General features: G+C 41.4%; 22 protein-coding genes. 12 read left to right on the forward strand and 10 right to left on the reverse strand.

The genetic code is table 11. The features are described 5' to 3' along the window. Nucleotides 1-453 precede the first annotated feature (453 nt). A complete protein-coding gene (mnmD, locus tag B2400_RS01120; protein ID WP_149524988.1) occupies nucleotides 454-1,131 on the reverse strand; it encodes a tRNA (5-methylaminomethyl-2-thiouridine)(34)-methyltransferase MnmD in 678 nt (225 codons plus the stop codon). A 63-nt stretch (nucleotides 1,132-1,194) separates the two neighbouring features. Between mnmD and B2400_RS01125 the strand changes: the two genes are divergently transcribed. After that, nucleotides 1,195-2,427, forward strand: coding sequence for a dicarboxylate/amino acid:cation symporter (locus tag B2400_RS01125; protein ID WP_149524987.1), 1,233 nt, complete (start codon nucleotides 1,195-1,197; stop codon nucleotides 2,425-2,427). A 3-nt stretch (nucleotides 2,428-2,430) separates the two neighbouring features. Here the strand turns inward: B2400_RS01125 and B2400_RS01130 are convergent, their stop codons facing one another. Further along, entirely contained in the window at nucleotides 2,431-2,787 is a 357-nt protein-coding gene (locus tag B2400_RS01130) for a glycosyl transferase family 90 (RefSeq protein ID WP_349681670.1), read from the reverse strand. Then, complete coding sequence (locus tag B2400_RS01135; RefSeq protein WP_246172451.1) at nucleotides 2,788-3,378, reverse strand: hypothetical protein; 591 nt, start codon at nucleotides 3,376-3,378, stop codon at nucleotides 2,788-2,790. A gap of 302 nt (nucleotides 3,379-3,680) precedes the next feature. Between B2400_RS01135 and B2400_RS01140 the strand changes: the two genes are divergently transcribed. From B2400_RS01140 to B2400_RS01155, 4 genes are all read left to right on the forward strand, one after another. Next, nucleotides 3,681-4,085, forward strand: coding sequence for a cytochrome c maturation protein CcmE (locus B2400_RS01140; RefSeq protein ID WP_149524986.1), 405 nt, complete (start codon nucleotides 3,681-3,683; stop codon nucleotides 4,083-4,085). A 24-nt stretch (nucleotides 4,086-4,109) separates the two neighbouring features. After that, a complete protein-coding gene (locus tag B2400_RS01145) occupies nucleotides 4,110-6,578 on the forward strand; it encodes a heme lyase CcmF/NrfE family subunit (protein WP_149524985.1) in 2,469 nt (822 codons plus the stop codon). After that, nucleotides 6,578-7,339: a Rossmann-like and DUF2520 domain-containing protein gene (locus tag B2400_RS01150; RefSeq protein WP_286650549.1), complete on the forward strand. Its 762-nt coding sequence runs from the start codon at nucleotides 6,578-6,580 to the stop codon at nucleotides 7,337-7,339. Before B2400_RS01145 ends, B2400_RS01150 begins: the two co-directional genes overlap by 1 nt. 187 nt (nucleotides 7,340-7,526) lie before the next feature. Then, on the forward strand, nucleotides 7,527-9,080 hold the full coding sequence (locus B2400_RS01155) for an FMN-binding glutamate synthase family protein (protein ID WP_149524983.1): 1,554 nt from the start codon (nucleotides 7,527-7,529) through the stop codon (nucleotides 9,078-9,080). Between the two features lie 17 nt (nucleotides 9,081-9,097). On the opposite strand, the gene B2400_RS01160 is transcribed toward B2400_RS01155, so the two are convergent. Beyond that, entirely contained in the window at nucleotides 9,098-9,538 is a 441-nt protein-coding gene (locus tag B2400_RS01160) for a MarR family winged helix-turn-helix transcriptional regulator (protein WP_149524982.1), read from the reverse strand. Nucleotides 9,539-9,658: 120 nt separating this feature from the next. Here B2400_RS01160 and B2400_RS01165 point away from each other — a divergent pair, with 120 nt between their 5' ends. Next, the gene (locus B2400_RS01165) at nucleotides 9,659-10,102 is read left to right on the forward strand and encodes a hypothetical protein (protein ID WP_293930279.1); all 444 of its coding nucleotides are present in this window, start codon (nucleotides 9,659-9,661) and stop codon (nucleotides 10,100-10,102) included. 5 nt (nucleotides 10,103-10,107) lie between these two features. Here B2400_RS01165 and B2400_RS01170 read toward each other — a convergent pair whose 3' ends face one another. Both B2400_RS01170 and B2400_RS01175 read right to left on the reverse strand, forming a co-directional pair. Beyond that, nucleotides 10,108-10,884, reverse strand: a complete 777-nt coding sequence (locus tag B2400_RS01170) for an amidohydrolase (protein ID WP_149524980.1) — start codon at nucleotides 10,882-10,884, stop codon at nucleotides 10,108-10,110. Nucleotides 10,885-10,954: 70 nt separating this feature from the next. Then, nucleotides 10,955-11,932 carry a polyprenyl synthetase family protein gene (locus tag B2400_RS01175; RefSeq protein WP_293930282.1) on the reverse strand — a complete coding sequence of 326 codons (978 nt, stop codon included), beginning with the start codon at nucleotides 11,930-11,932 and terminating at the stop codon, nucleotides 10,955-10,957. 105 nt (nucleotides 11,933-12,037) lie between these two features. Here B2400_RS01175 and B2400_RS01180 point away from each other — a divergent pair, with 105 nt between their 5' ends. Beyond that, entirely contained in the window at nucleotides 12,038-13,204 is a 1,167-nt protein-coding gene (locus B2400_RS01180) for a glycosyltransferase family 4 protein (protein ID WP_293930284.1), read from the forward strand. Nucleotides 13,205-13,220: 16 nt separating this feature from the next. Continuing rightward, nucleotides 13,221-13,535, forward strand: coding sequence for a metal-sulfur cluster assembly factor (locus B2400_RS01185; RefSeq protein WP_375542870.1), 315 nt, complete (start codon nucleotides 13,221-13,223; stop codon nucleotides 13,533-13,535). Here the strand turns inward: B2400_RS01185 and uvrC are convergent. Together uvrC and B2400_RS01195 are read right to left on the reverse strand one after the other, a co-directional pair. Beyond that, on the reverse strand, nucleotides 13,532-15,340 hold the full coding sequence (gene uvrC / locus B2400_RS01190; protein ID WP_286650553.1) for an excinuclease ABC subunit UvrC: 1,809 nt from the start codon (nucleotides 15,338-15,340) through the stop codon (nucleotides 13,532-13,534). The genes B2400_RS01185 and uvrC overlap by 4 nt on opposite strands. 70 nt (nucleotides 15,341-15,410) lie before the next feature. Further along, entirely contained in the window at nucleotides 15,411-17,672 is a 2,262-nt protein-coding gene (locus B2400_RS01195) for a penicillin-binding protein 1A (protein WP_286650554.1), read from the reverse strand. Nucleotides 17,673-17,973: 301 nt separating this feature from the next. On the opposite strand from B2400_RS01195, the gene B2400_RS01200 reads away from it, so the two are divergent. After that, on the forward strand, nucleotides 17,974-19,197 hold the full coding sequence (locus B2400_RS01200) for a TCR/Tet family MFS transporter (protein ID WP_293930286.1): 1,224 nt from the start codon (nucleotides 17,974-17,976) through the stop codon (nucleotides 19,195-19,197). Here the strand turns inward: B2400_RS01200 and ispF are convergent. Next, nucleotides 19,194-19,676, reverse strand: coding sequence for a 2-C-methyl-D-erythritol 2,4-cyclodiphosphate synthase (gene ispF / locus B2400_RS01205; RefSeq protein WP_293930287.1), 483 nt, complete (start codon nucleotides 19,674-19,676; stop codon nucleotides 19,194-19,196). The two genes, B2400_RS01200 and ispF, sit on opposite strands and share 4 nt — an antisense overlap. 177 nt (nucleotides 19,677-19,853) lie before the next feature. Here ispF and B2400_RS01210 point away from each other — a divergent pair, with 177 nt between their 5' ends. Continuing rightward, a complete protein-coding gene (locus B2400_RS01210; RefSeq protein ID WP_149524972.1) occupies nucleotides 19,854-21,380 on the forward strand; it encodes an SUMF1/EgtB/PvdO family nonheme iron enzyme in 1,527 nt (508 codons plus the stop codon). Nucleotides 21,381-21,461: 81 nt separating this feature from the next. On the opposite strand, the gene B2400_RS01215 is transcribed toward B2400_RS01210, so the two are convergent. Further along, complete coding sequence (locus tag B2400_RS01215) at nucleotides 21,462-22,283, reverse strand: glycogen/starch synthase (protein WP_149524971.1); 822 nt, start codon at nucleotides 22,281-22,283, stop codon at nucleotides 21,462-21,464. Between the two features lie 143 nt (nucleotides 22,284-22,426). Here B2400_RS01215 and panC point away from each other — a divergent pair, with 143 nt between their 5' ends. Beyond that, nucleotides 22,427-23,269, forward strand: coding sequence for a pantoate--beta-alanine ligase (gene panC / locus B2400_RS01220; protein ID WP_293930288.1), 843 nt, complete (start codon nucleotides 22,427-22,429; stop codon nucleotides 23,267-23,269). A 94-nt stretch (nucleotides 23,270-23,363) separates the two neighbouring features. Continuing rightward, nucleotides 23,364-23,711: an aspartate 1-decarboxylase gene (gene panD, locus B2400_RS01225; protein WP_149524969.1), complete on the forward strand. Its 348-nt coding sequence runs from the start codon at nucleotides 23,364-23,366 to the stop codon at nucleotides 23,709-23,711. The last annotated feature ends 392 nt before the right edge of the window (nucleotides 23,712-24,103 follow it).

Raw genomic sequence — 24,103 nt, forward strand, 5'->3', positions numbered from 1 at the left:
GTAGTTAGTATTTAGACCTATAGTGGGATATTAGAATCCTTGTTTTGAGGTAAGAAGGGAAAGGTTGTTTTGAACCAGGAAAAAAAGGATTTTAGGATTAACAAGATCCTGCCCATCCTTTCATCCTTCCTTTCTTGGTTCAGAAAATTACCCTTCTACAAGATCCTGCCCATCCTTGCATCCTTCCTTTCCTGGTTCAGAAAATCCACTTCAATGCCCATAGTCTGGCCGCAATAGGTTTAAATACTAACTACTAAATACTAACTACTATACAACAACTACTACTTAAAGCCCTTTCAAACCCAATACAAACCCAATACAAACCCAATGCAGAACCCAATGCAGAACCCTTTCAGAAGGGGTTTGATTTGGGTTTGATTAGCGTTTAAATTGCGAATGTCAGATAGCAGATACCATCCTTACCATAACCAACTCCGCTCTAATATCTAACGTCTAATATCTACTGTCTAATTTCACAGCCCTTAGCATTTCACGTTTTCCGGGCGCGCCGGGTGCTTTTTCGATGCTAAAGCCTATAGACTTCATCGCTCTTTTGAGGTTACCGGTAATGGCGTAGGTGACAAATACGCCGCCGGGTTTAAGAAATTGGCAGACATGCGCTAATGCTTCTACAGTCCACATTTCGGGTTGGTGGATTTCAGCGAAAGCATCGAAATAGAGCACATCAAAAAGTTGATCTGGATGGAAGTCCATGAGCTTTTGATGTGCGATTTGCAGATCAATATGGGGAAGAATGTTTGTTTTGTCAATTAATGCAGCTTCATAATGGTCAAGAAACGCGTCCCAGAGGGAGGCATCGATGTATTGATTGTATTCAGATTGACTGATCAAACTTAAGGGCAATGGATAAGCCTCGATACCGCAGTAATCTAGCGTAATCTCTGATTTTCGGCAATAATCTGCTGTTAATAAGAAATTTAAACCTGTCCCGAAGCCCACTTCTAAAATGGATGCTTGGGTTGTTTGTTCCTTTTCGAGGAAAAAGCGTAAGCCGGTGTTCAAGAAAACGTGTATACTTTCCTGATGTGCGCCATGTTTAGAGTGGTAGTGTTCACCCACCTCCGCTTGGTAAAGCGTTTTGGAGCCATCGTCTGTTTTTACAAATTCCATTACGTATTTTTGGCAAATCTAAAATAAAAACAACTATTTTAGCTTTTCTCAAAGAATATTTAAATGAACAAGGTTCTACAAAACTATGGAAGCATCATCTGGTTGCTCGTTGGTATCACAATCGGTAGCTTAATAGGCGTATTTTACCCATCGGCCGTTGATGTGTTGAAACCAGTTGGAGATATCTTTTTGAACCTGCTCTTTGTATCGGTCATTCCACTTTTATTTTTCGCTATTTCTTCTTCTATCGCTAATATAGAGGACAGCAAAACCCTGGGAAAAACAATCAGCATCATGACGATCGTGTTTATCTCGACCATCGTGATAGCAGCCGTTGCGACAATCTTTGGGCTTTGGACTTTCCCGGTTACAGCACTGCAGGACAGCAATGCGCTGACAGACGCGCTGCCGAGCAATCCTGAAGACACTTGGGGCGACCGCATTGTTCGTTTCCTGTCGGTAGATGAGTTTGCTAATTTATTATCTCGCAAAAGCATCCTGGCATTCGTTATATTCTCCTTATTGGTCGGCGTTGCAACTCGTCGTTCTGGCGAAATGGGAAAACAGTTTACACAGTTTCTAAATGCAGGAAACAAGGTCATGGAGAATCTGTTGACCTTGATCATGAAAGCAGGGCCTATAGGTCTTGGCGCATATTTCGCCTTTCAAGTGAAAACATTAGGACCAGAGCTTTTCGGATTCTATGCAAAGCCGCTGGGCTTTTACTATGTGTTCGGAATGATATTCTTCCTCGTATTCTTCAGCCTTTATGCGTTTATCGCAAAAGGTCCATCGGGTATCCCTTTGTTCTGGAAGCATAATATTGCGCCTTCGCTAACCGCACTGAGTACCTGCTCAAGTTTGGCCACCCTTCCTGCTAACTTGTTGGCGGCAAAAAGAATAGGCATTCCGCATAACATCGCCAGTATTGTCATCCCGCTAGGAAATACGCTATATAAGAATGGATCAGCTATTTCATCTATCTTAAAGATCTACGTAGCATTTTCCATTCTCCAATGGGATTTCTTTGAACCCACGACCTTGATTACAGCAGTAGGAATTACCGTGTTGGTATCCATGGTAGCCGGCGGAATTCCCAATGGTGGATTTATTGGCGAGATGCTGATGATTTCGATCTATGGAATCCCGAATGAAGCTGTGCCTTCCATTTTGATCATTGGCGCCCTAGTCGATCCATTGGCAACGGTATTGAATGCAACTGCCGATACCGTGGCAGCCATGCTGGTGACACGGTTCTCGGGAGAGAAATTTGAAGCTGAAAGTGCCGAAGCTTAATATTTAAGCATTATTCGTCACTTCGAAATACTTCGATAATACCATCACGGCAATCAGATCTTCCTTTTCCTGATCCTGGAACTTCCTGCAATAGCCATTCGCCTGCTTTACAATTTCCTCTGCCTCCTCAGGATGTGCGATATAGTAGTTGAGGCGTTCTTCCAGGTCGCTATAGTCGGCTTTGATCTCGATATAATGCACATTTGGAATCAGCGTACCTTCCATATACCAGGTTTCATAGGTCGGCTTGGGCATGACGGCGACCGAATTGGACGACATAATCCACTTGAGGTTGGTCGCTACATCGTGTCCTTCGATAGCCAGGACGAATTTATATTTTAGATGCTCGGTAATCGAGATTTATGGCTTTTCCCACTTACTACCTTTCATGATATCGCCTAGATCGCAGAGCGGATGATTAAAATAAAGTTCGTAGAAAGCCTTGCGATGCTCTTGTTGCACAGCCGCACGACCAATAAGTTTATTCATCTTACTCCTAAAAGGAATATCATCCTTTATAAAATTGAAATGCCTGATCTTGTCAAGGTTTAACAAGACCGAGTTTGCATTATCGCCTGCAATAGGGCGGCTTTTTACGATGCTTGGCGACTCCGGGATGTCGACAACATCACCAGGTACCAATTGAAACGTCAAGTCACCCTCGAAATAGCGCAAGTATTCTTTACTATCGTAATAGTACACTTTAAGATGATCAGGACGATGATAATCGGCGATTCGGAGTCTGCCATTCAATAAGGGGCGATGCCCGGAGAGTTTATTATAATAATCTACGCGTTGTTGAATTTCGTTACCATCATATCGCGATAGAGTCTGTAAAAGTGATTCTCTTTTACTAACGAAGTCGGCAGCAAACTTATCTCGGAATTCGGCTTTCAGGTAACACCAGGGTTTAAAGTTCTTATTTTGGAACAATAACTTCTTAATGTTCATAGCAAAGGGTAATAATTATTAAAATGGACGCTTCCCAATCGAAGTATATCCAATTTAAAGGTAAAATTTAAAGTGGAGATTTAATCATAAAACTGCGCCATATAGGTCAATGAATTGCAATCATCATTTTACAATTCAAATTTGGTTTGCGTTTTCAAGCCAACACATTAACTTACAAGCGCTTGCAAATGGCCGCTACACTAAATTAGAACAATTCTAAATAACTTCAAATATTTGTTTAATTCATTGCAGTGCGTTGTATTTCGTATTTTTGTAATTGATTAGAATTATATTAACATAAGATGAAGAAAAGCTCGATCATTTTAATTGGTATTATCGCTATTGCGATTGCGATGATTCTTGTGATCTATACAGATTCAAGTACCTATTCTACGTTTACTGAAGCGAAAGAAAAAAATACAGAACTGTATGTTGTAGGGGTTTTAAATAAAGAAAAGGCTTTACACTACGATCCTGTTACAGATGCTAACCATTTTTCATTCTACATGTATGATAATGACAGCACTGAATGTCAGGTTGTATTCAATGGGTCCAAACCTCAGGACATCGAACGTTCTGAGCAGATCGTTTTGACCGGAAAAATGGAAGGCAACACTTTCCATGCGAGTAAGATTTTGATGAAATGTCCTTCGAAGTACAATCAAGATCAAATGGAAGTGATTGAAACGTCTTCCGCAGCCCTTTAATTTAAAATACTTTTTTAATTCCTTATGGACGTAAATTACGTTGGAGAAAACCTGTTGCCAGGCCAAATAGGACAATTCTTTGTTGTACTTTCCTTTGGTGCGGCATTATTTTCCTTCATTTCTTATTTTTTTGCTAGTAAAAATCCCGAGGTGACATCGTGGAGAACCATGGGCCGTATTGGTTTTTGGTTAAACGCGCTGTCTATTGCAGTTATTGGTGGTACCCTATTCTACATTATCTATAACCACCTTTTTGAATATCATTATGCCTATGCGCATTCATCGACAAAACTTCCGACACACTATATCATTTCCGCATTCTGGGAAGGACAGGAAGGTAGTTTTTGGTTGTGGATGTTTTGGCAAGCCGTTTTAGGGACTGTATTGGTCTTTAAAGCGAAATCTTGGGAAAGTCCGGTAATGACTTTCGTCATGCTATGTCAGGTTTTCTTGGCATCCATGCTACTTGGTGTAGAGGTATTTGGCTCCCGTATCGGTAGCTCGCCATTTATTCTCTTGCGCGATGCATTGAATTTCCCTTTCTTAAAAAATGCAAATTACTTATCCATGATTCCTGATGGTAGAGGATTGAATCCTTTATTACAGAACTATTGGATGGTTATCCACCCGCCTACCCTATTCTTAGGTTTTGCTTCCATGATCGTTCCATTTGCTTATGCAGCATCTGGCCTTTGGTTGAAACGCTTTAAAGATTGGATCAACCCGGGATTACCATGGGCATTATTCGCTGTCATGATTTTGGGAGCTGGTATTATTATGGGTTCTTTCTGGGCATACGAAGCGCTTAACTTCGGTGGCTTTTGGGCTTGGGATCCGGTGGAAAACGTATCGATTATTCCTTGGCTAACCTTAATCGCGGCAGTGCACGTGATGGTAGCTTTCAAAAATACTGGACACGCTTACTTTACTTCAGCATTCCTATGCTTAATTAGTTTTGTATTGGTGATCTACGCTTCTTATTTGACACGTAGCGGTATCTTGGGTGAAACCTCTGTACACTCTTTTACGAGTTTAGGGATGTCCGGACAGCTCATCCTGTTCAATCTAACTTTTTTAGTCATTATGATTGTGGTCTTAGTGTTCAGAAAGAAAGAAATGCCTTCTACGCAGAAAGAAGAAGATATTTATTCGCGTGAGTTCTGGTTATTTATCGGAGCCTTGGTACTTACAGTTGCCTGTGTGCAGATGATTGCAACGACTTCCATTCCGGTGTTCAACGCGTTGTTCGGAACGAAGGTAGCTCCGCCAATCGACCCTATCCCGCACTACAATAAATGGCAGGGCGCATTCGCCGTTGTGGTTATGACTTTAACTGCTTTTACGCAGTTCTTGAAATACAAACGCTCAGATGCTAAGAAATTCTGGGCTTCCACCCTAGCATCGTTTATTATCGCATTGGTTCTGTCCGCTGTAATCGTGTACTTCACGAAAGTCTACGGAAATATCATGTACATCCTGATTACGTTCAGTTCCGTGTTTGCGATCTTAGCAAACCTGCAGATATTAGCAGACTCCTTCAAAGGCAAATGGCGTTTGGCAGGATCAGCCGTATCCCATATCGGTTTCGGTTTATTATTGATTGGAGCTTTAATTGCGGCTGCTACGAATGAGGTCATCTCGGTGAATAGCAGTAATTATATTGCAGTTGCCGGTTTCGATCAGGTAGAAAAACCGGGCGAGAACTTATTTTTGACAGAAGGCGAGCCGGTGCAGATGGGCGAATACAAGATTACCTATGTAGGTGACTCCGTTGCTGCTCCAAACGTATTCTACAAGATCAATTACGAGCGCATAGACGAGGAAACAGGTGCCGTGAAGGAATCCTTCGTACTGATGCCTTTCGCACAGAATAACCCACAAATGGGTGGATTGATTGGTACTCCAGGCACAAAACACTTCTTAACACACGATATCTACACCTTGATTACTGCAGCAGCTTCGGATTCACAAGCAGCCGTAAACCAAGAGGAAGACGCTTCAGAGCGTTCCAGCTTTGATGAATACGAAGAGCCGGCGACTTATGAGGTTAATATTGGCGATACCCTACGCTACAGAAATGGTTACTATATCATCGATGCCATCAATAAAAATGCGACTATCTCGAATATTCCTAAAGAAGAAGGCGACGTACTGGTGGGTATGCAAATTAGAGTTGTGGCTTCAGATGGCAAAGAATTTAAGGCAGAGCCTATCTTCATGATCAAAGGTGGCAATACGATGGATTTCCATAAAGATGTTCCTGAACAGGGCCTTCGCTTCCGTTTCTCGAACATTATGCCAGACAAGAATAAACTAGAATTAATCGCTTACCAAAAGCCTCTTCCTGAAAAGAAATGGGTGGTATTCAAGGCGATAAAATTCCCTTATATCAACTTCTTCTGGTGCGGAACGATCGTGATGACCATCGGATTCTGTATGGCCATCTACAGAAGATTAAAAGATTCTAGAATTAGTAAAGTAAAGACCAGCTAATGAACATTGTTTTAATAGGCAGCGGAAACATCGCCAGCACTTGGGGAAAGGCCCTTGCTGCATTAGGACATCACATTACGCAGATTTATAGTCATACATTAGCCAATGCGCAAGCATTGGCTAATTCGCTTTCTAGCCTGGCGACCGATAAACTTGAGGAGCTTGATTTGACCGCTGATCTTTATATCGTAGCAGTTAGCGATTCAGCTATTCCCTCAGTCGTTGAGCAGATGCTTCAGCATTTAGCAGGGCTCGTTATACATTGTTCGGGTGCAACGGACATAAAAGCACTGTCGGGCTTTAAACGCTTTGGCGTGGTCTACCCTGTTCAAAGTTTTTCCAAGACGGTTGCCATTAATTTCAATAAAATTCCCTTCGGTATTGAAGCCAATACCGCAGAAGATGAAGCTTTGTTGCAAGGATTATTTTCGGAATTATCTTCGAATGTCTTCCCTTGCTCTAGCGAGCAGCGCTTGGCGATTCATCTAGCTGCCGTCATGGTCAACAACTTTAGTAATGCCTTATATCAGATGGCTTACGAGCTTTTAGAGCAGAAGAATTTATCCTTTGACCTGATGCGACCAATCATCCTTGAAACGGCAGAAAAGGTGCAAAATCACGTTCCTAAGGACGTTCAGACAGGACCCGCAATAAGAAATGACGATGTGACGATAAATAAGCATTTACAGTTTATTAGTGACAATCCTGAATGGCAATCTATTTACCAACAAATAACCAGCCTTATTAAAAAAAGAGGATGAAAGACAATTAAAATTTAGAAAATCACTAAATCTTTACGTTCCTCATCAAATTCTTCTTTATACTCGTTGAACTTGCTAATTTTGCATCTTAATAGTCAAGCGGTTGATCTGTTATTTAATGTGGCACATTTATAGCAGCATCAATCTGGAATTGAAAAAAAGCTTTTGATCATATAATAAATCTATCATGCAGGTTAGAAAACTAATTTTAGGGACGATCATCCTTATTAACTTAATCATCATTTCTTTCGGTATCATTTTCACACCGAGATGGTTTTGGTTATTATTAATCCCTTTCCCTCTTTTGATTATTGCGTTATATCACAGTTTCCAAACAAGTCACGCGATTTTACGTAATTACCCATTAGTAGGTTATTTCAGATATTTTTTCGAATCTATTCGCCCGGAGTTAAGACAATACTTTTGGGAATCCGATACTGATGGACGTCCTTTCAACCGTCGTCAGCGTTCGCTTGTTTATCAGCGTGCAAAAAACCAACGTGAGACCGTAGCATTCGGTATGCAATCTGATCCGCAAGCGGTGGGTAATGAATGGGCTGCACACAGTATTTTCCCGGTTCACATCGAAGATCATAACCTTCGTACTATGGTTGGAAACAGCCAATGTAAGCAGCCTTATAGCTTAAGTGTATTCAATATCTCTGCAATGAGTTACGGTGCGTTAAGCCGCACAGCTATCACAGCGTTGAATAAGGGTGCTGCCTTACAAAATTTCGCTCATAACACGGGCGAAGGTGGTATCAGTCAATACCATATCAGCGGTGGTGATTTGATCTGGCAAGTGGGTACAGGTTATTTCGGTTGCCGTGATGAGAATGGTTTCTTCTCGCCTGAGTTGTACCGCGAAAAATCAACAAGACCCTATGTAAAGATGATCGAGCTGAAATTATCGCAAGGTGCTAAGCCAGGTCACGGAGGTATCCTTCCTGCGGCAAAGAACACGCCTGAAGTTGCTGCAATTCGCCACGTTGTTCCTGGAACAGACGTTATGTCGCCTCCAGCGCACAGCGCATTCCGCACGCCCGTGGAGATGATGCATTTCATCCAGCAATTGCGTGAACTATCGGATGGTAAGCCGGTAGGTTTTAAATTATGTATCGGTGATAAGAACGAGTTTTTAGATATCTGTCATGCAATGCAAGAAACGCAAATTATGCCTGACTTTATCTCGGTTGACGGTTCTGAAGGTGGTACGGGTGCTGCTCCGCTAGAGTTCACGGATAACTTAGGTATGCCTTTATACGATGCTTTAGCTTTCGTAACAACGACATTAATCAACTACGGTCTGAAGAAACATATCAAGATTATCGTTTCAAGCCGTATCGTTACGGGATTCGATATTCTTAAAGTGATTGCTTTAGGTGCTGATGCTTGTTATAGTGCGCGCGGAATGATGTTCGCATTAGGTTGTATCCAAGCATTGAAGTGTAATGAAGACGTTTGTCCAGTTGGTGTTGCCACACAACAACCTCACCTATACAAAGGATTAGACGTGCAGGATAAGTATGTCCGCGTAGCGCAGTTCCATAGAAATACCTTGCGTGCAACGGTTGAGATTATGGAAGCTTGTGGTTTCAAAACGCTGGAAGATGTTTCTGCAGATAAATTCTTCCGTAAGGTAGACAGCCAGAATACATTAAGTTTCCAGGATATTTATTTCAAGAATACAGGAAAATTAGTCAACAACCGAAGCGATTTCGCTCCGGAAGTGTTTGACTAATAAAAATATCATAAACCTTATTTAAGGTTGTTAAAAACTATCTCCAGAATCTGCTGAGCCTGTCGCATAGAATCTCTATCGACTCCCTCCATAGCTTCTGAGATAGTTTTTTCTGCTTGTGCCATACACTTATCTTTAATTCTATGGCCTTGTGCAGTTAAATAAATCTGATTTGTTCTGCGGTCCCCCGATCCGCTTACACGAACTAATAATTTCTGTTTCTCTAAGTTGGAAATCAAGCGAGAAATACTCGGCTTGTCGCGAAAGGTAAGACGCGCAAGATCTTGCTGGCTTAACCCTTCTGAATCCCACAAGAAATACAGGATACTCCATTGCTCCGCGGTAATATTTAAACCTATCTGTTTAAAATTACGCTGTAGACGACGTCCTATCGCGGTGGAAACCCGACCGGTCAGGAACGAATAGAATTCGTCTTGGTACATGTTTGCTACATCCATTATAATAATTTGGCTAATACGGTTAACAGTTGTTGATGCAATTAAGAGATAAATTAAGAGAATTGCAAATAAAAATGTTACAAAGCGGATTTGATTGAAAAAATAATTAACTTTAAGGCTATGGAGACTATTTTAACAATACTGCTTGTAGTTGGCGGAATCTTATATAAGATTTATGAAAATTATAAGGAGGAAATGGAAAAATCGAGGAAGCGCATGCAAGAGCGGATGAAGCAAATGCAGCCCCCTGCTCCTACTCCACAACCACAATCTATGAAGTCTGCGCAGAAGCAACAGGAAGCTAAACCTATTGTTCTTCGTGTAGAGAGAAAGCGTGACGAAATCCCTCCTATACCAGTTTATCAGTCTGAGGTTCGGGAAATTGACGATGTAGAGTTGGCTCATCAACAACGATTAGCTCGCCAAATGAAACAAAGACAAGCACAACAACAGCAGCAGCAAGCTTTAGCACTTGTTGAAGAGCATTCCAATATACAGGGTAAATTTGACCTAAGACGTGCTATTATTCAACAAGCAATCTTAGAACGCCCTTATAAAGACTAGTTGATTTAGAGAATTTTGAATTGATCCTGATCATCAAGGAAAGGAAAGCGATCTCTGTTTTCCTCTAGATCTTTCGGATAGATGGTAAATGTATATAAATCCTCGTCCTCCGGTTTATAATACACTACATCACCATTTGGATTGATACACATCGAACCGCCTGAATAATAAACTTCATTACCATCATGTCCGACACGATTGACACCAATAACGAACGCTTGGTTTTCAATTGCGCGTGCTGGTATTAAAGCACGCCAATGCTGCGATCGTTTATCTGGCCAGCTTGCTGTATAAACCAATAAATCGTAAGCTCCGTTTTGATTTCTAGACCAGATAGGGAATCTAAGGTCATAACAGATCATTGGGCAGATCTTCCAACCCTTTAGTGGCAATATCACACGGGATTGCCCTGGGGTAAATACCTTATCTTCGTTTGCCATGCTAAACAAATGGCGCTTGTCATAGTGTACATAGCTGCCATCTGGCGACATCCAAATAAAGCGGTTATAATATTTGCCTTCTTCCTCGATGATGAGTGTTCCGGCAATCACACAGTCGAACTTCTTGGAAGTCTCATAGAGCCAGTGCATTGTTTTGCCGGACATCGTTTCAGCACACTTCTCGACATTGGTCGTGAAACCTGTATTGAACATTTCTGGCAGGATGATCAAGTCTGTCTTTTCTCTGAGTGCCGATAGGCGCAAAGAAAGGTTCTGCAAGTTCTTATCGACGTTTTCCCAAAAAAGATAGGCTTGAAATATTGTTATTTTTAAAGGCTCCATTTGCTAAAATCCTTTTTCGCTATGTATTATTCTAATTACCAAAGTAACAAAATCCTTGCAAATTTCATAATTACTTAACACGGTTCATCAGCATGTCTGCCAATGCAAAAAGCTCTGCTTTATTCGCTTCAGGAACATCAATAGCGCTTAATTGATTGTATGCCAATTGCATATATTCTTCTTTTAGCTGATTTGTGTATTCATCGACTGCGAGTGTACTGTATAACTTTTTCATCCTCGTGATCTTTTCTTCGTCACTAAGCTGCTTAGGAAAAAGAAGATTCTGCAATTCTTCTTTGTTTTCGCCTTCTGCTAATTGCTGCGTGCGGATACGCAGAATGGTCTTTTTATCGCAAAGAATATCGCCTCCTACTTGCTTGCCAAAGCTAGAAGGATCGCCATAAACATCCAGAAAATCATCCTGTAATTGGAATGCAATTCCTAAGTTCACTCCGAAATCATAGATCAATTGTTGTTGCTCTTCACTAGCGTCTGATAGGATAGCCCCCATTTTCAAGGCTCCACCTAGTAAAACCGATGTTTTGAGCTTAATCATATTCAAATAAGCCTGCTCGGACACGATTTCCATATTCTCGAAATCCATATCCAGCTGCTGTCCCTCGCAGACTTCTAAAGCAACTTGATTGAATACGCGAAGCAATGCAGGAATTTTATCGGCCGGACAATACGCCAGTTCTTCATATGCTTTTACTAATAGGGCATCACCAGATAATATGGCTACATTATCATTCCATTGCATATGCACTGTTGGCTTTCCTCTTCGCAAAGGTGCCTTATCCATAATATCATCATGAATCAGCGAGAAGTTATGGAAATATTCTATCGCACAGCTTGCAGGCAATACCTCCTGTAGATTTTCTTTCCCAAACAAACGTGCCCCCATCAATGCTAACATGGGGCGAATGCGCTTTCCAGAAAGGGAGAGGATATAGCGAATGGGATCATAAAGATAAGCAGGCGCCTGAGGAAAACTGCGTTCTTGCAGATATTGACTAACTAGTGTGCTGTAGGGATGCGTTTCGAACATAATCTTTTAATTAGGCGAAGATAAGGAATTTTGAAAGGAAACGCCGTTTTGGGCTTTTGAATTTCAGGTCAGTCTATGTAACTTGCGAAAATTCACAATCTATTTATGCGGATTCTCATCATTCATAATCAATACCAACACATTGGAGGCGAAGATTTCGTCATGCGTCAAGAAATGGATATCCTCCTGAAGGAGCATGAAGTAGAGTTATATTCCGTAAAGAACGTCAAAGGCATAAAAGGCTATTTGCAATACTTGAGTTACCCTTGGAATTGGAAAGAAACTAAGCGCATCCGTTCCAAAGTGGAGGAATTTAAGCCTGATATCATTCATATACACAACATGCATTATGCCTTAGGCCCGCTGTTTATTCTGCATTTGAAGAAGCTGGGAATTCCTATGTTGATGACGCTGCATAATTTCCGGTTGATCTGCCCATCGGCTACATTATTTCACGATGGCAATATTTACCTGGAATCAATCAAGTCCAAGTTCCCCTGGGATGCTGTGAGAAAGAAAGTGTTGGAAAATTCGTATATAAAAACGTTTTGGACAGCTATGACCTATTGGATACACCGCAATCGTGGAACTTTCAACGCTATTGATCAATACATTGTGCTGTCAGATTTTGCTAAACGAATATTTGCAGAATCCAGTTTTCCGGTTTCTGCGGAGAAGTTTATTGTGAAACCCAACTTTGTTGCACAAATCGAGCCGGATAGCATCGTTGATGATAGCTCCTTTATTTACATCGGTCGTTTATCAGAGGAAAAAGGGATCCTCCCTTTATTACATGCTTGGAAAGCTACTAACCATCCCTTGAAGATATTTGGTACCGGTCCGCTACAACAAGACGTAGAACAGATCTGTAATCATTCTCCCAACATTCAGTACATGGGCTTTCAGTCGCGTGAAGCAATCAGTCGGCATTTGGCTGGAGCAACAGCACTCGTTGTCCCTTCTGTCTGTTATGAAGCCATGCCCTTGTCGGTATTGGAGGCTTACTCCGCCGGGGTACCTGTGCTGGCAAGCAATATTGGAATTTTAACGGAAATGGTTGTACCTTTGTATACAGGTCTACTTTTTGATCCACACCATCACACCGACATTATCCAGCGATTAGCTGAATGGGTCAATTTAGATGCTGCAAAGAAATTAGAAATTCAAGAGAATTGTCGTCGTGAATATCTGCAGAAATACGAGCGCGCGTTGGTGATGAAGCAACTCGAGCAAATTTATCAACAGGTATTGGCAAAAGGAAAAGGAGAATAGGATGAACATTATTATCATGGACAGGCTAGGTTTAGCCCCTCAAATACAAGATGCTTTAGCAACGGTCTATGACCCGGAATTGAAGCCTGCAAATATTCTGGATCTAGGTCTGGTTTATGAAATCATAACAAAAGAGAATAAGCAAGCGAAGATTGTCATGACGCTGACTGCACCGGGATGTCCGGTAGCTGGAGAAATCATGAATGAAGTGCAGCAAAAAGTAGCTGCCATCGATGGCATCGACGAAGCTCTGGTAGAACTTACTTTTGATCCGCCTTGGACAAAAGATATGATGACTGAAGAAGCAAAATTGGAATTAGGACTGCTTTAGTCCTTTTCTACTGAAAAATACTGTCGAAGTGCTTGAATCTGTTTAAGGTTGAGCACTTTTTTTAGGTCCTCATCCGAAGCTTCTCTTACCTTTTTTACCGACTTAAAGGTCTTCAACAGCTTCTCTACCGTCACCTTCCCTATGCCGGGAATATTGTCTAACTCCGAAACAAAAGTCTTTCGACTACGCTGATTTCGGTGGAAGGTAATACCGAAGCGATGCGCTTCATCACGCAAATGCTGAATAATCTTTAGAGTTTCTGATTTCTTATCTAAGTAAAGGGGATATTGATCGCCCGGATAAAATAATTCTTCCAAACGTTTAGCAATACCGATTACGGTGACCTGCTTTTCAATCCCTAACAGTCTAAGACTCTTCAAGGCTGCTCCCAATTGTCCTTTTCCACCGTCGATGACGATTAATTGAGGAAGGCTTTGGTCTTCGTCCAGCAGTCTTCTATACCTCCTAAAAACCGCCTCTTCCATCGTTGCAAAGTCGTTTGGCCCTTCTACTGTCTTCACGTTGAAATGCCGATAATCTTTCTTTGAAGGTTTAGCGTCTTTAAAGACAACAATTGCCGATACAGGATAATTCCCTTGAATATTGGAGTTATCAAAACATTCGATATGACGAGGGAGTACAGGGAGGCGCAAATCCTTCTGCATCTGCTTTAGGACGCGTTCTGTTTTCACCTCCGGATTAAGCTTCTCATATTGCAACAAACGTTCTTTTTTAAAGTAGGCCACATTCTTGAGCGATAGGTCGAGTAGCTTTCGCTTCTCGCCCATTTTAGGCACCACAAATCGATTATCCTCATTCCCTTCGATGTCTAACTCGAAAGGTACTATAATCTCCTTAGAATGGCTCCGAAAGCGGGACCTTATTTCCGGGATAGCAATAGCCAATAGCTCTGCATCGGATTCATCCAAACGCTTTTTCATCTCCAAGGTCTGCGTTTGAATAATAACGCCATTCACGACTTTCAGGAAGTTTACAAAAGCATAATTATCTTCCGAAGCAATGCTGAACACATCCACATTGGTAATCGAGGAACTTACGACAGTAGACTTGCTTTGATAGTTGGCAAGTTTGTCAAGCTTCATTTTAAATTTCTGCGCGCCTTCAAAATCCATCCGTCCGGCCGCTTCCTGCATCTGCTCTTTCAAACGGTTGGTCACCACTGTAATTTTACCGTTTAAGATATCCTTGATATCGCTGAGATTCTGATTGTAATCCTCTTCGGTTTGATAACCCTCACAGGGTCCTTTGCAATTGCCGATCTGATACTCCAAACAGACTTTGAATTTCCCTTTTGCAATGTTCTCCTGACTAAGACTTAGGTTACAGGTGCGTAGTGGGAAAAGTTCTCGGATCATATCCAAAACAATGTGCATCATACCTACTGAAGCGTAGGGACCAAAATATCGCGACCCGTCTTTGATGTATTTTCGGGTCCAGAAGATTCGAGGGAAGCGTTCATGTTTGATGACAATCCAAGGATAGGTCTTATCATCTTTGAGCATGACATTATAACGAGGCTGATGCTTTTTGATCAGGCTATTCTCCAAAAGCCAGGCATCAATCTCGGTGTCTACGATGGTAAAAGCAATGCGGTTGATTTTACGGACCAGCACACGAGTCTTGCTGTTCAGTTGATCAGAATTGACAAAATAAGAACCCACTCTGTTCTTCAGATCTTTTGCCTTTCCGACATAGATTAAAGTCCCTTCTTTATCAAAATATTGGTATACTCCCGGTCTATGGGGTATCTTGGTCAATTCTTTCCTGTAATCAAATTCCATCATTGCATAAAAAAACCAGACTTCAATTTACGTAAATTTTCAGTCTGGTAAAAAAATTGATATCGTTGTATGACTAGAATCCTAGTCGATCATCTTCTGTCAACGGTGTTTCTGTTCTACTTGGATCATTTCCATAGAATTGAGAGAAGTTCGAACAGTTCATTTCAAAACGCGTTATTCCACCTTGAGGCATTGGGAAGTCTTCCTGCGTATAATGAAGATCCTTGTCTGCATAGACGCGTTTCATGAACAACCCGAATACCGGCATGGCCGCAGCGGCACCTTGTCCATATTGCATACTGCTGAAGCTAATACCTCTATCCTCCGCACCAGTCCAAACACCTGTAACTAGGTCTGGAGTTACACCAATAAACCAAGCATCAGAGTTATCATTCGTAGTACCAGTTTTACCACCAATTGGGTTTTTCAATCCACCAAAGTTGGGATCCCATCTCAATCGATTACCCGTACCGCCATCAACTACGCCTTTCAACATATCCACCATAGCATATGCCGTTTCGCTGTTCAAAGCCTTCAATACCTTTGGTGCTTTTTCATAAATCGGCGCGCCGTTTTTATCTTCAACACGTAAAATCATGGTCGGTTCTACCCAGGTTCCCTGATTAACAAAAGCTGAATATGCACCAACCATATCAAACAAAGAAGCATCGTACGAACCCAACGCAATGGAAAGCTCATTAGGGATATTTGAGTTAACCCCCATACGCTTCGTTAGATCAGCAACGTTTGCTGCTCCAACTTCATTGATCAAATATGCAGAAGCATAGTTTTGTGAGTACTTGATTGCATTTTTCAACGTAATAGGGTCACCACCTTGCTGTGTTCCGCGCGGTGTCCAGTTGCCGTAAGTTCTAGAATGGTTAGGAATAGATACACACGGTCCGTAGCCATTATCAATAGCATAAGCATACACAAACGGCTTCGCGGTGGAACCTACTTGGCGAGTTCCTAAGCGTACTTGATCATATTTGAAATGCTCAAAGTTGATACCACCGACCCAAGCTTTGATATAACCTGTCTTGGGCTCCATCGCCATCATCGCATTGCGTAAGAAGAGCTTGGTATAGCGGATAGAATCCATTGGAGTCATCGTCGTATCGATATTACCCTTCCAGGTAAATAGATTCATTTGAACTTTCTTATCAAATTCCTTACGAATCTGTGCGTCCGACAAACCTTCTGCTTTCAATGCGATATAACGATCCGAACGCTTCATCCCTTTTTCTAAAAGGTTTGCGTTCTTGCCTGTAAAAGCATTGCGGCGCTTCCATTGTTTATCAAACTCACGCTGCAAGCGCGTCATCCACTCTTTCTGAGCTTCTTCAGCGTGCTGTTGCATTTTATAGTTAATCGGGGTGTAGATTTTTAATCCGTCACGATCTAAATCGTATGGAGTACCATCAGGCTTTGTGATAGCTAGGCGTTGAAATTCTTTCTTGATTTCCTCTTTCAACACCGCTCGGAAATAAGGCGCTAAACCTTCGCCATAGTTCGAAATCGTTAATTTCAGACCTAAAGGTTTCTCCGATGCCTTTGCATAATCCTCAGCCGTGATAAAGTTCTGATTACGCATATTAGCCAACACCAAATTACGACGTTGCAATGCTCTTTCTTTTTGTCTAACCGGTGAGTACTGGCCTGGACCTTTCAACATCCCTACCAATAAAGCAGCTTGCTCCGCAGTCAGCTTATCTGGAGTGGTATTGAAATAGGTACGAGCTGCTGATTTAATTCCGAAAGTATTATAGGCTCCAAAGTCTACCGTATTGAAGTACATCATGATGATCTCTTCTTTGGTATAATTACGCTCTAAACGAACCGCCGTAATCCATTCCTGAAACTTCTGCATGATACGCTTCACCGAGCTGCGCGCTCTTTGTTCACCAAAAAGGTTCAGCGCTAATTGCTGGGTAATCGTACTTCCTCCCTGCTTGTTTCCACTTAGGGTTAATAAAACCGTTGATATCGTACGTGAATAATCGATACCTGAGTGCTCGTAGAAACGCTTGTCCTCCGTAGAAACCAAGGCTTGAACAAGGAATGGAGATAATTCAGAATATTTTACGTTGGAGCGATTATGCACATAATAGGTTCCTAATACGCGATTATCGTCAGTAATAATTTCAGATGCTAAATTACTTTTGGGATTTTCTAAGTCTTTGAAGGTTGGTAATTTTCCGAAAATACCGATGCGGACACTGAGTAGAAATAGTGCGCCAAACAACACCAGTCCAATTAAGATTTTCCAGAAATTACGCGTATACCTTTTTACGTCTTCTTCGGTAAGATTACTACTTTTTGCTTCTCTCTTCATTTGTTAATTAATGAAACCACGAAAGCCTCACTCACTGTGTGATAGTTTCGATTTCCTATAACATCAGTAAGTGTGCCAATTGTTAGATTACAGGTACAAAAGTACCATATTTTTCTGGACCAAAAGGAATATACGAAAAATGAACAAATATTTTTCTGGTGATCGTGTTTAGAGAAAAGAGAAAACGCATTTTAACGGGAATTGTAAAATCATTTATACAATGGACATCCGTCAATTTTCTACGGCAATAATGTTTATCTATTTGCGATAATCGCTTTCAAATAGCTACCTTCGCAATAGTATGCTGGCGAAAATCAACACTAAATCTGGGCTATTCTTCATCTTTCTTACCGTCGTATTAGACTCCATAGGTCTGGGTATTATTATTCCGGTAATGCCTGCTTTGATTAAAGAGTTAATCCATGGCGATATTAGTCAAGCCTCATCATATGGCGGCTGGCTTACATTCTGCTACGCATTTATGCAATTTTTCTTTGCGGCAGTATTAGGAAATCTAAGCGATCGCTATGGTAGAAGACCGGTATTATTATGTTCGCTATTTGGCTTCGCTATTAATTACATACTGATTGGATTTGCCCCAAGCATATTTTGGCTATTTGTAGGCCGCATTGTAGCCGGAATCACTGGAGCTAGCCATACCGTTGCTGCAGCTTATATTGCAGACGTTAGTACGCCACAGAATAAGGCGCAAAACTTTGGCCTTTTGGGTGCTGCTTTTGGATTAGGCTTCATTATCGGGCCTGTACTAGGAGGTTTACTTGGTCATTATGGTCCTAGAGTTCCGTTCTTCGCAGCCGCAGGTTTAACTTTTTTCAATTTTCTATACGGGTATTTCATCGTCCCGGAGTCGTTGAAACCCGAAAACAGAAGACCTTTTAGCTGGAAAAACGCCAATCCAATCGGTAGTTTCCGACATATCGGGCGCTACGTGCATATTCAGCCGCTTGTCCTCTGCATCTTCTTGATCAATATTGCTGCCCATGCCGTCCAGAGTACTTGGTCCTATTACACGATGGAACGCTTTGATTGGAATGAAAGAATGATCGGTTATTCTCTTGGATTTATCGGAATCTTATTAACTATTGTACAAGCCGGCCTGATCCGCATCATTATCCCTAAAATAGGCATACCGAAAAGTATCATCTTTGGTCTCTTACTGAGCTGTATTTCCTTTCTGATGATGGGACTAGCAGGCTCGTCTGCCATGCTCTATTTCTCTAGCATCCTCTATGTTTTCTCAGGCATTGCCGGCCCCGCCATACAGAGCTCCATATCCAATCAAACTCCAGCGAACGAGCAGGGACAGATTCAAGGGGGATTGACCTGTATCATCAGTTTGACAGCTATTATCGGCCCATTGATGATGACCAGCCTTTTTTCCTTCTTCACAAAAAAGAGCACCACGCTTTATATGCCTAGTGCTCCATTTTATCTGGCTAGTTTATTAGGCTTGATCGCCTGCTTGACTGCCTTACAATATTTTAGAAATCGTCCGAAAGATTAGTCGGCTTTTTGTATTAAACATACTGCATAAGCAACAACACCTTCCTCTCGCCCGATAAAACCCATCGTTTCATTTGTCGTTGCCTTTATCGATACATCGTCTACCGATATTCCTGCTGCTTCGGCAATATTGATCTTCATTTGAGGAATATAAGGCTTGATCTTAGGTGCTTCTAAACAAAGCATGCCGTCGATATTACCTAGCTCATACCCCTTTTCTTTTATTAAAGCTACGCAGTGCTTCAATAGATCCAAACTATTTGCGCCTTTCCAACGATCGTCAGTATTGGGAAAATGATAACCAATATCTTCTAAATTGGCAGCGCCGAGAATTGCATCACAAATCGCATGAGCCAAAACATCTGCATCTGAATGTCCGAACGCACCTGCATGGTGTTCCAGTTTGACGCCTCCAACAACGAAGGGGTGCCCTTCGCGCATTTGATGCACATCAAAGCCAAATCCTACTTTTATTTTCATAATTGTTACGAAGATACAGCAATATATTCTGTTAAAAAAATGAAGGAAAATCGCCTATTACAAGCTATTATTCCAACATTTTACTACAAATCGTTAAAAATCATTGCATACAGTACAGGAAACTCATTTTCCTCTAATATTTATTTACTACTTTTGGATTTTAAATCCTCATTATTTATGATGTATTCGAAAAAAATATTAATTCCAACACTTTGCCTAGCCTTCGGTTTATTAATATTTAGCTCGTGTAGTAAAAGCCACAACAGTAATTATTCGTCGAAAACCGGCGTGAAGTACAACGACCCTTATAATGGCGGTCTGCAGATCAATCGTAAAGTCAAAGAAGCTCCAGGCCCCGGCCTTGTAGGCATCGAAGGCGGTACTTTTGTTATGGGAGGTAGCCTTAATGAAGATCTGGGTTATGACTATGACAATGCGAAACGTCGTGTGACCGTTGCATCGTTCTATATCGACGAAACAGAGGTCTCTAATGCAGACTGGTTAGAATACTTGCAATGGATTGCGCAAAGCTATCCTGAAGACGGAAAGATGTACTATGATGCACTTCCTGACTCGCTAGTATGGCGCCATCCCCTATCTTACAACGAACCTTACGTTAATTTATATTTCAGACATCCTTCGTTCCAAGACTACCCTGTTGTTGGTGTAAGTTGGGAACAAGCGAATGCGTATTGCCAATGGCGTACAGATCGCGTAAATGAGCACATTCTTCGCGAATCGGGTGTATTGATGGACTATAAAACCATGAATAGTCAGCAGACAAAACCAGAAACTGGTTTTAATACTGAACTTTATCTAAATGGACAAATCCGCGGCGAAAATGTCGATGGAAAGAACATGCCTAAAGATAACAGTATCGGTGCTGCCAAAGATGCGCGTCGTCCGGTACGTATGGAAGATGGTGTATTAAAACAACCTTACCGTTTACCAACGGAAGCAGAATGGGAATATGCAGCCCTTGGATTAATTGGAAATTCATTCCAAGGAAATATTCAAACTGCTCGTACCTATCCTTGGGACGGCTTAGGCGTGCGTTCTGCACAACGTAAATCGCAAGGAAAGATGTTGGCCAACTTCAAAATTACCTCCGGTAATAATATGGGAGTGGCAGGTAACTTAAATGATGGTGGAGATATCACTGTACCGGTACGTGCTTATATACCAAATGACTTTGGATTATATAATATGGCCGGAAATGTGAATGAATGGGTTAGTGACGTTTATCGCCAGTTATCTTTCGAGGACTTTGAAGATTTCAACCCTTATCGTGGACATGTGTTCATGGATAATCAATATGAAGACGCACAAACTCGTACGCTAGCAAAAGATGAGTATGGAAGACCGATCAAGGTTCCTGCAAAGGCTGCGCGCAAACAGACTTGGGAAGAACTGCAGCAAGCAAAGACAATCGACTCAATCAATATGGGAGCAGCAACAGCTTACGATCATGATGTTCGCGGATATTTAGACGAAGAGCAAAAAGCATTATTCGGAAAAGCAACGCTTGTGAATGATAAGTCTCGCGTTTATAAAGGAGGATCATGGAACGACAGAGCTTACTGGTTGAACCCAGCGACACGTCGCTTCGCTCAACAAGATCAGTCCAGTGCAATGATTGGATTCCGATGTGCAATGACCATGGTTGGAAATATTTACGGACCTGCATCAAACACTCGCCGTTAATAGCATTCAAAAAATTATGACATAAAGAAAAGGGCTTTGAAATTTCAAAGCCCTTTTCTTTATGTGAATCCGAAGTAAAATCTATGCAGATACTTCTTCGTTTACAAATTCATCATACAAATCTCCGAACGCTTCATAATCGTCATCAGACGCAGGAGCGAATAAGCGGATATTGTTGTCTTTGATATAAGACATAATTTCTGGATCGATGTTCTCATCAGATTTAACTACGACGTCTGTAAATGACAAAGCGCCTTTTGTTAGATCTACAAAACTTCCAGAACCGTAAGCAGCAAGATCAGCAGCATCGATATCAACTTGTGATGCCAATTCAGCATACTTACTACCTAACGATGCGTTAGCAAAGTCTTCCTCGTACAACGAATAGAATACTTTAGCATCTTTGAATGTAGGATCGTCTTTGTAGGCAGTCTTTAAGTAAGCAGGAACCATAGCTGTAAACCAACCGTGGCAGTGTACTACATCCGGAGACCAGCCTAATTTCTTAACGGTTTCCAATGCTCCCTTACAGAAGAACAAAGAACGCTCGTTGTTGTCATCAAAGAACTTCCCACTCTCATCACGAAAGACCTTCTTCCGCTGGAAATATTCCTCATTATCTAAGAAATACACCTGCATCCTTGCCGCAGGCAATGATGCTACTTTAATAATTAGCGGATTATCATTATTGTCCACCACAATGTTCATTCCCGACAACCTTATCACTTCATGAAGACGATTTCTGCGCTCATTAATATTACCAAAACGAGGCATCAGAATCCGAATTTCGAATCCTTTTTCTTGCATCGCATGTGGTAACTGGCGTGTAATTTCAGAAATTTTACTTAATTCAAGGAAAGGCGACATTTCATGGGTTATAAACAAGATTTTCGTTTTTGCCATCTCCAAAGTTTTTTTTAATATTGAATAGTAAAATCGGTCTACAAAGGTACTAATAATAAATGAATTTTACAATTCCTTAAAAATCATCATTTTATAATTCAAAGATTATTCCTCACTTTTGTACCTTATTTTAATAAACAGAAGTGAAAATATTCCGCACAAAAAATGAGCTTAAGGAAGCTCTAGCAGGATTGAAAGCGCAAAACAAGACCGTAACGCTTGTCCCTACCATGGGCGCTTTACACCAAGGCCACATCTCTCTCATCGATTATGCCAAACCGCAAACTGATATCATCGTTTGTAGCATTTTCGTTAACCCGACACAATTTAATGACCCCAAAGACTTAGAGAAATATCCGCGCCCGATCGAACAGGATATCGCGCTACTAGAAGCAGCAGATTGCGATATACTCTTCCTGCCTACAGTCGAAGAAATGTATCAAGCGAATGATCCGGCTTGGCGTATAGATTTAGGAGATCTCGATCGAATTTGGGAGGGCGAGCATCGCCCGGGACACTTCCAAGGTGTTACACAAGTCGTATATAAACTGTTTTCTTTGGTAGAACCAGATCAAGCATGCTTTGGACAAAAGGATTTCCAGCAAGTTATGGTTATCCAAAAGATGATTGAAATCAAGGAGCTACCTGTAAAACTACTAATCTGTCCAATCGTAAGGAATGAAAACGGGCTCGCATTGAGCTCACGTAATGCCCGATTGACTGATGAAGGACGAGATACTGCTCTAATTCTATACAAAGCGCTAAATCACATTAAAACCGCCAATAAATCAAAATCTCCACAAGTATTGATTAATGAGGCGAAAGAAATTATAGCAGCAGTTCCTGAAGTTGAATTGGAATATCTGGCAATTTGCGAGACCAGCACGCTCCACTCCGCTTCCCAGTTCGATCCTGAAAAGGAATATGTCGTCTTAGTTGCGGCATGGCTCGAAGGCGTGCGATTGATTGATAACATTTTACTGTAATTTTTCCGGAAACCAGCTTGCTAAGCGCCTTAAACGCGCTGCCAACAAAGAATAACTGTCCTAAATAAAAAAAAGAAAAGCGTAAATTTGCATCATGATGATTGAAGTAATGAAGTCAAAAATTCACCGAGTACATGTCACTCAGGCTGAATTAAATTATGTTGGAAGCATCACCATTGATGAGGATTTGATGGATGCTGCGAACATTATCGCGAACGAAAGAGTTCAAATCGTAAATAATAACAATGGCGCTCGTTTGGAAACTTATGTAATTCCTGGACAACGTGGATCGGGTATTATCTGTTTAAACGGAGCCGCGGCACGATTGGTGCAGGTTGGTGACATCGTTATAATCATCTCCTATGCCCTGATGGACTTCGAAGAAGCCAAGAAGCATAAGCCAACCACTATCTTCCCCGACGACCATAACAAATTAATATAACGAGATCAGTGAAAACGGCTATAATTTTGTAAATTTATAGCCGTTCGCTTTTTACGACTATGCACAAATCAACTACATATCGCTTATCGATAGCTCGCTTCCTCCTCATATGGATGTGTGGCATTATCGTCAGCGGCGTAGTGTTTATGCACAAAGAGGTGACATCAACCGGAGAAATAGTCACCCACATTCACCCCTATAACTTAGGAGAGAAAAAACATCACCGACACCATTCGGACGCAGAAATTAGATACCTCGATATCATCTATCAAGGCAGTTATGTCGAATGGTCACCGTTTGTGTATAGTACTCCTATACAGACCCTTTTATCAGAAGTACAATTTGGCTTTACTGAAAGCCAACACATAACCCGCTCAGCGCACAGTCACGCC

Source organism: Sphingobacterium sp. UBA6645 (assembly GCF_002455685.1).
Lineage (GTDB): Bacteria > Bacteroidota > Bacteroidia > Sphingobacteriales > Sphingobacteriaceae > Sphingobacterium > Sphingobacterium hotanense.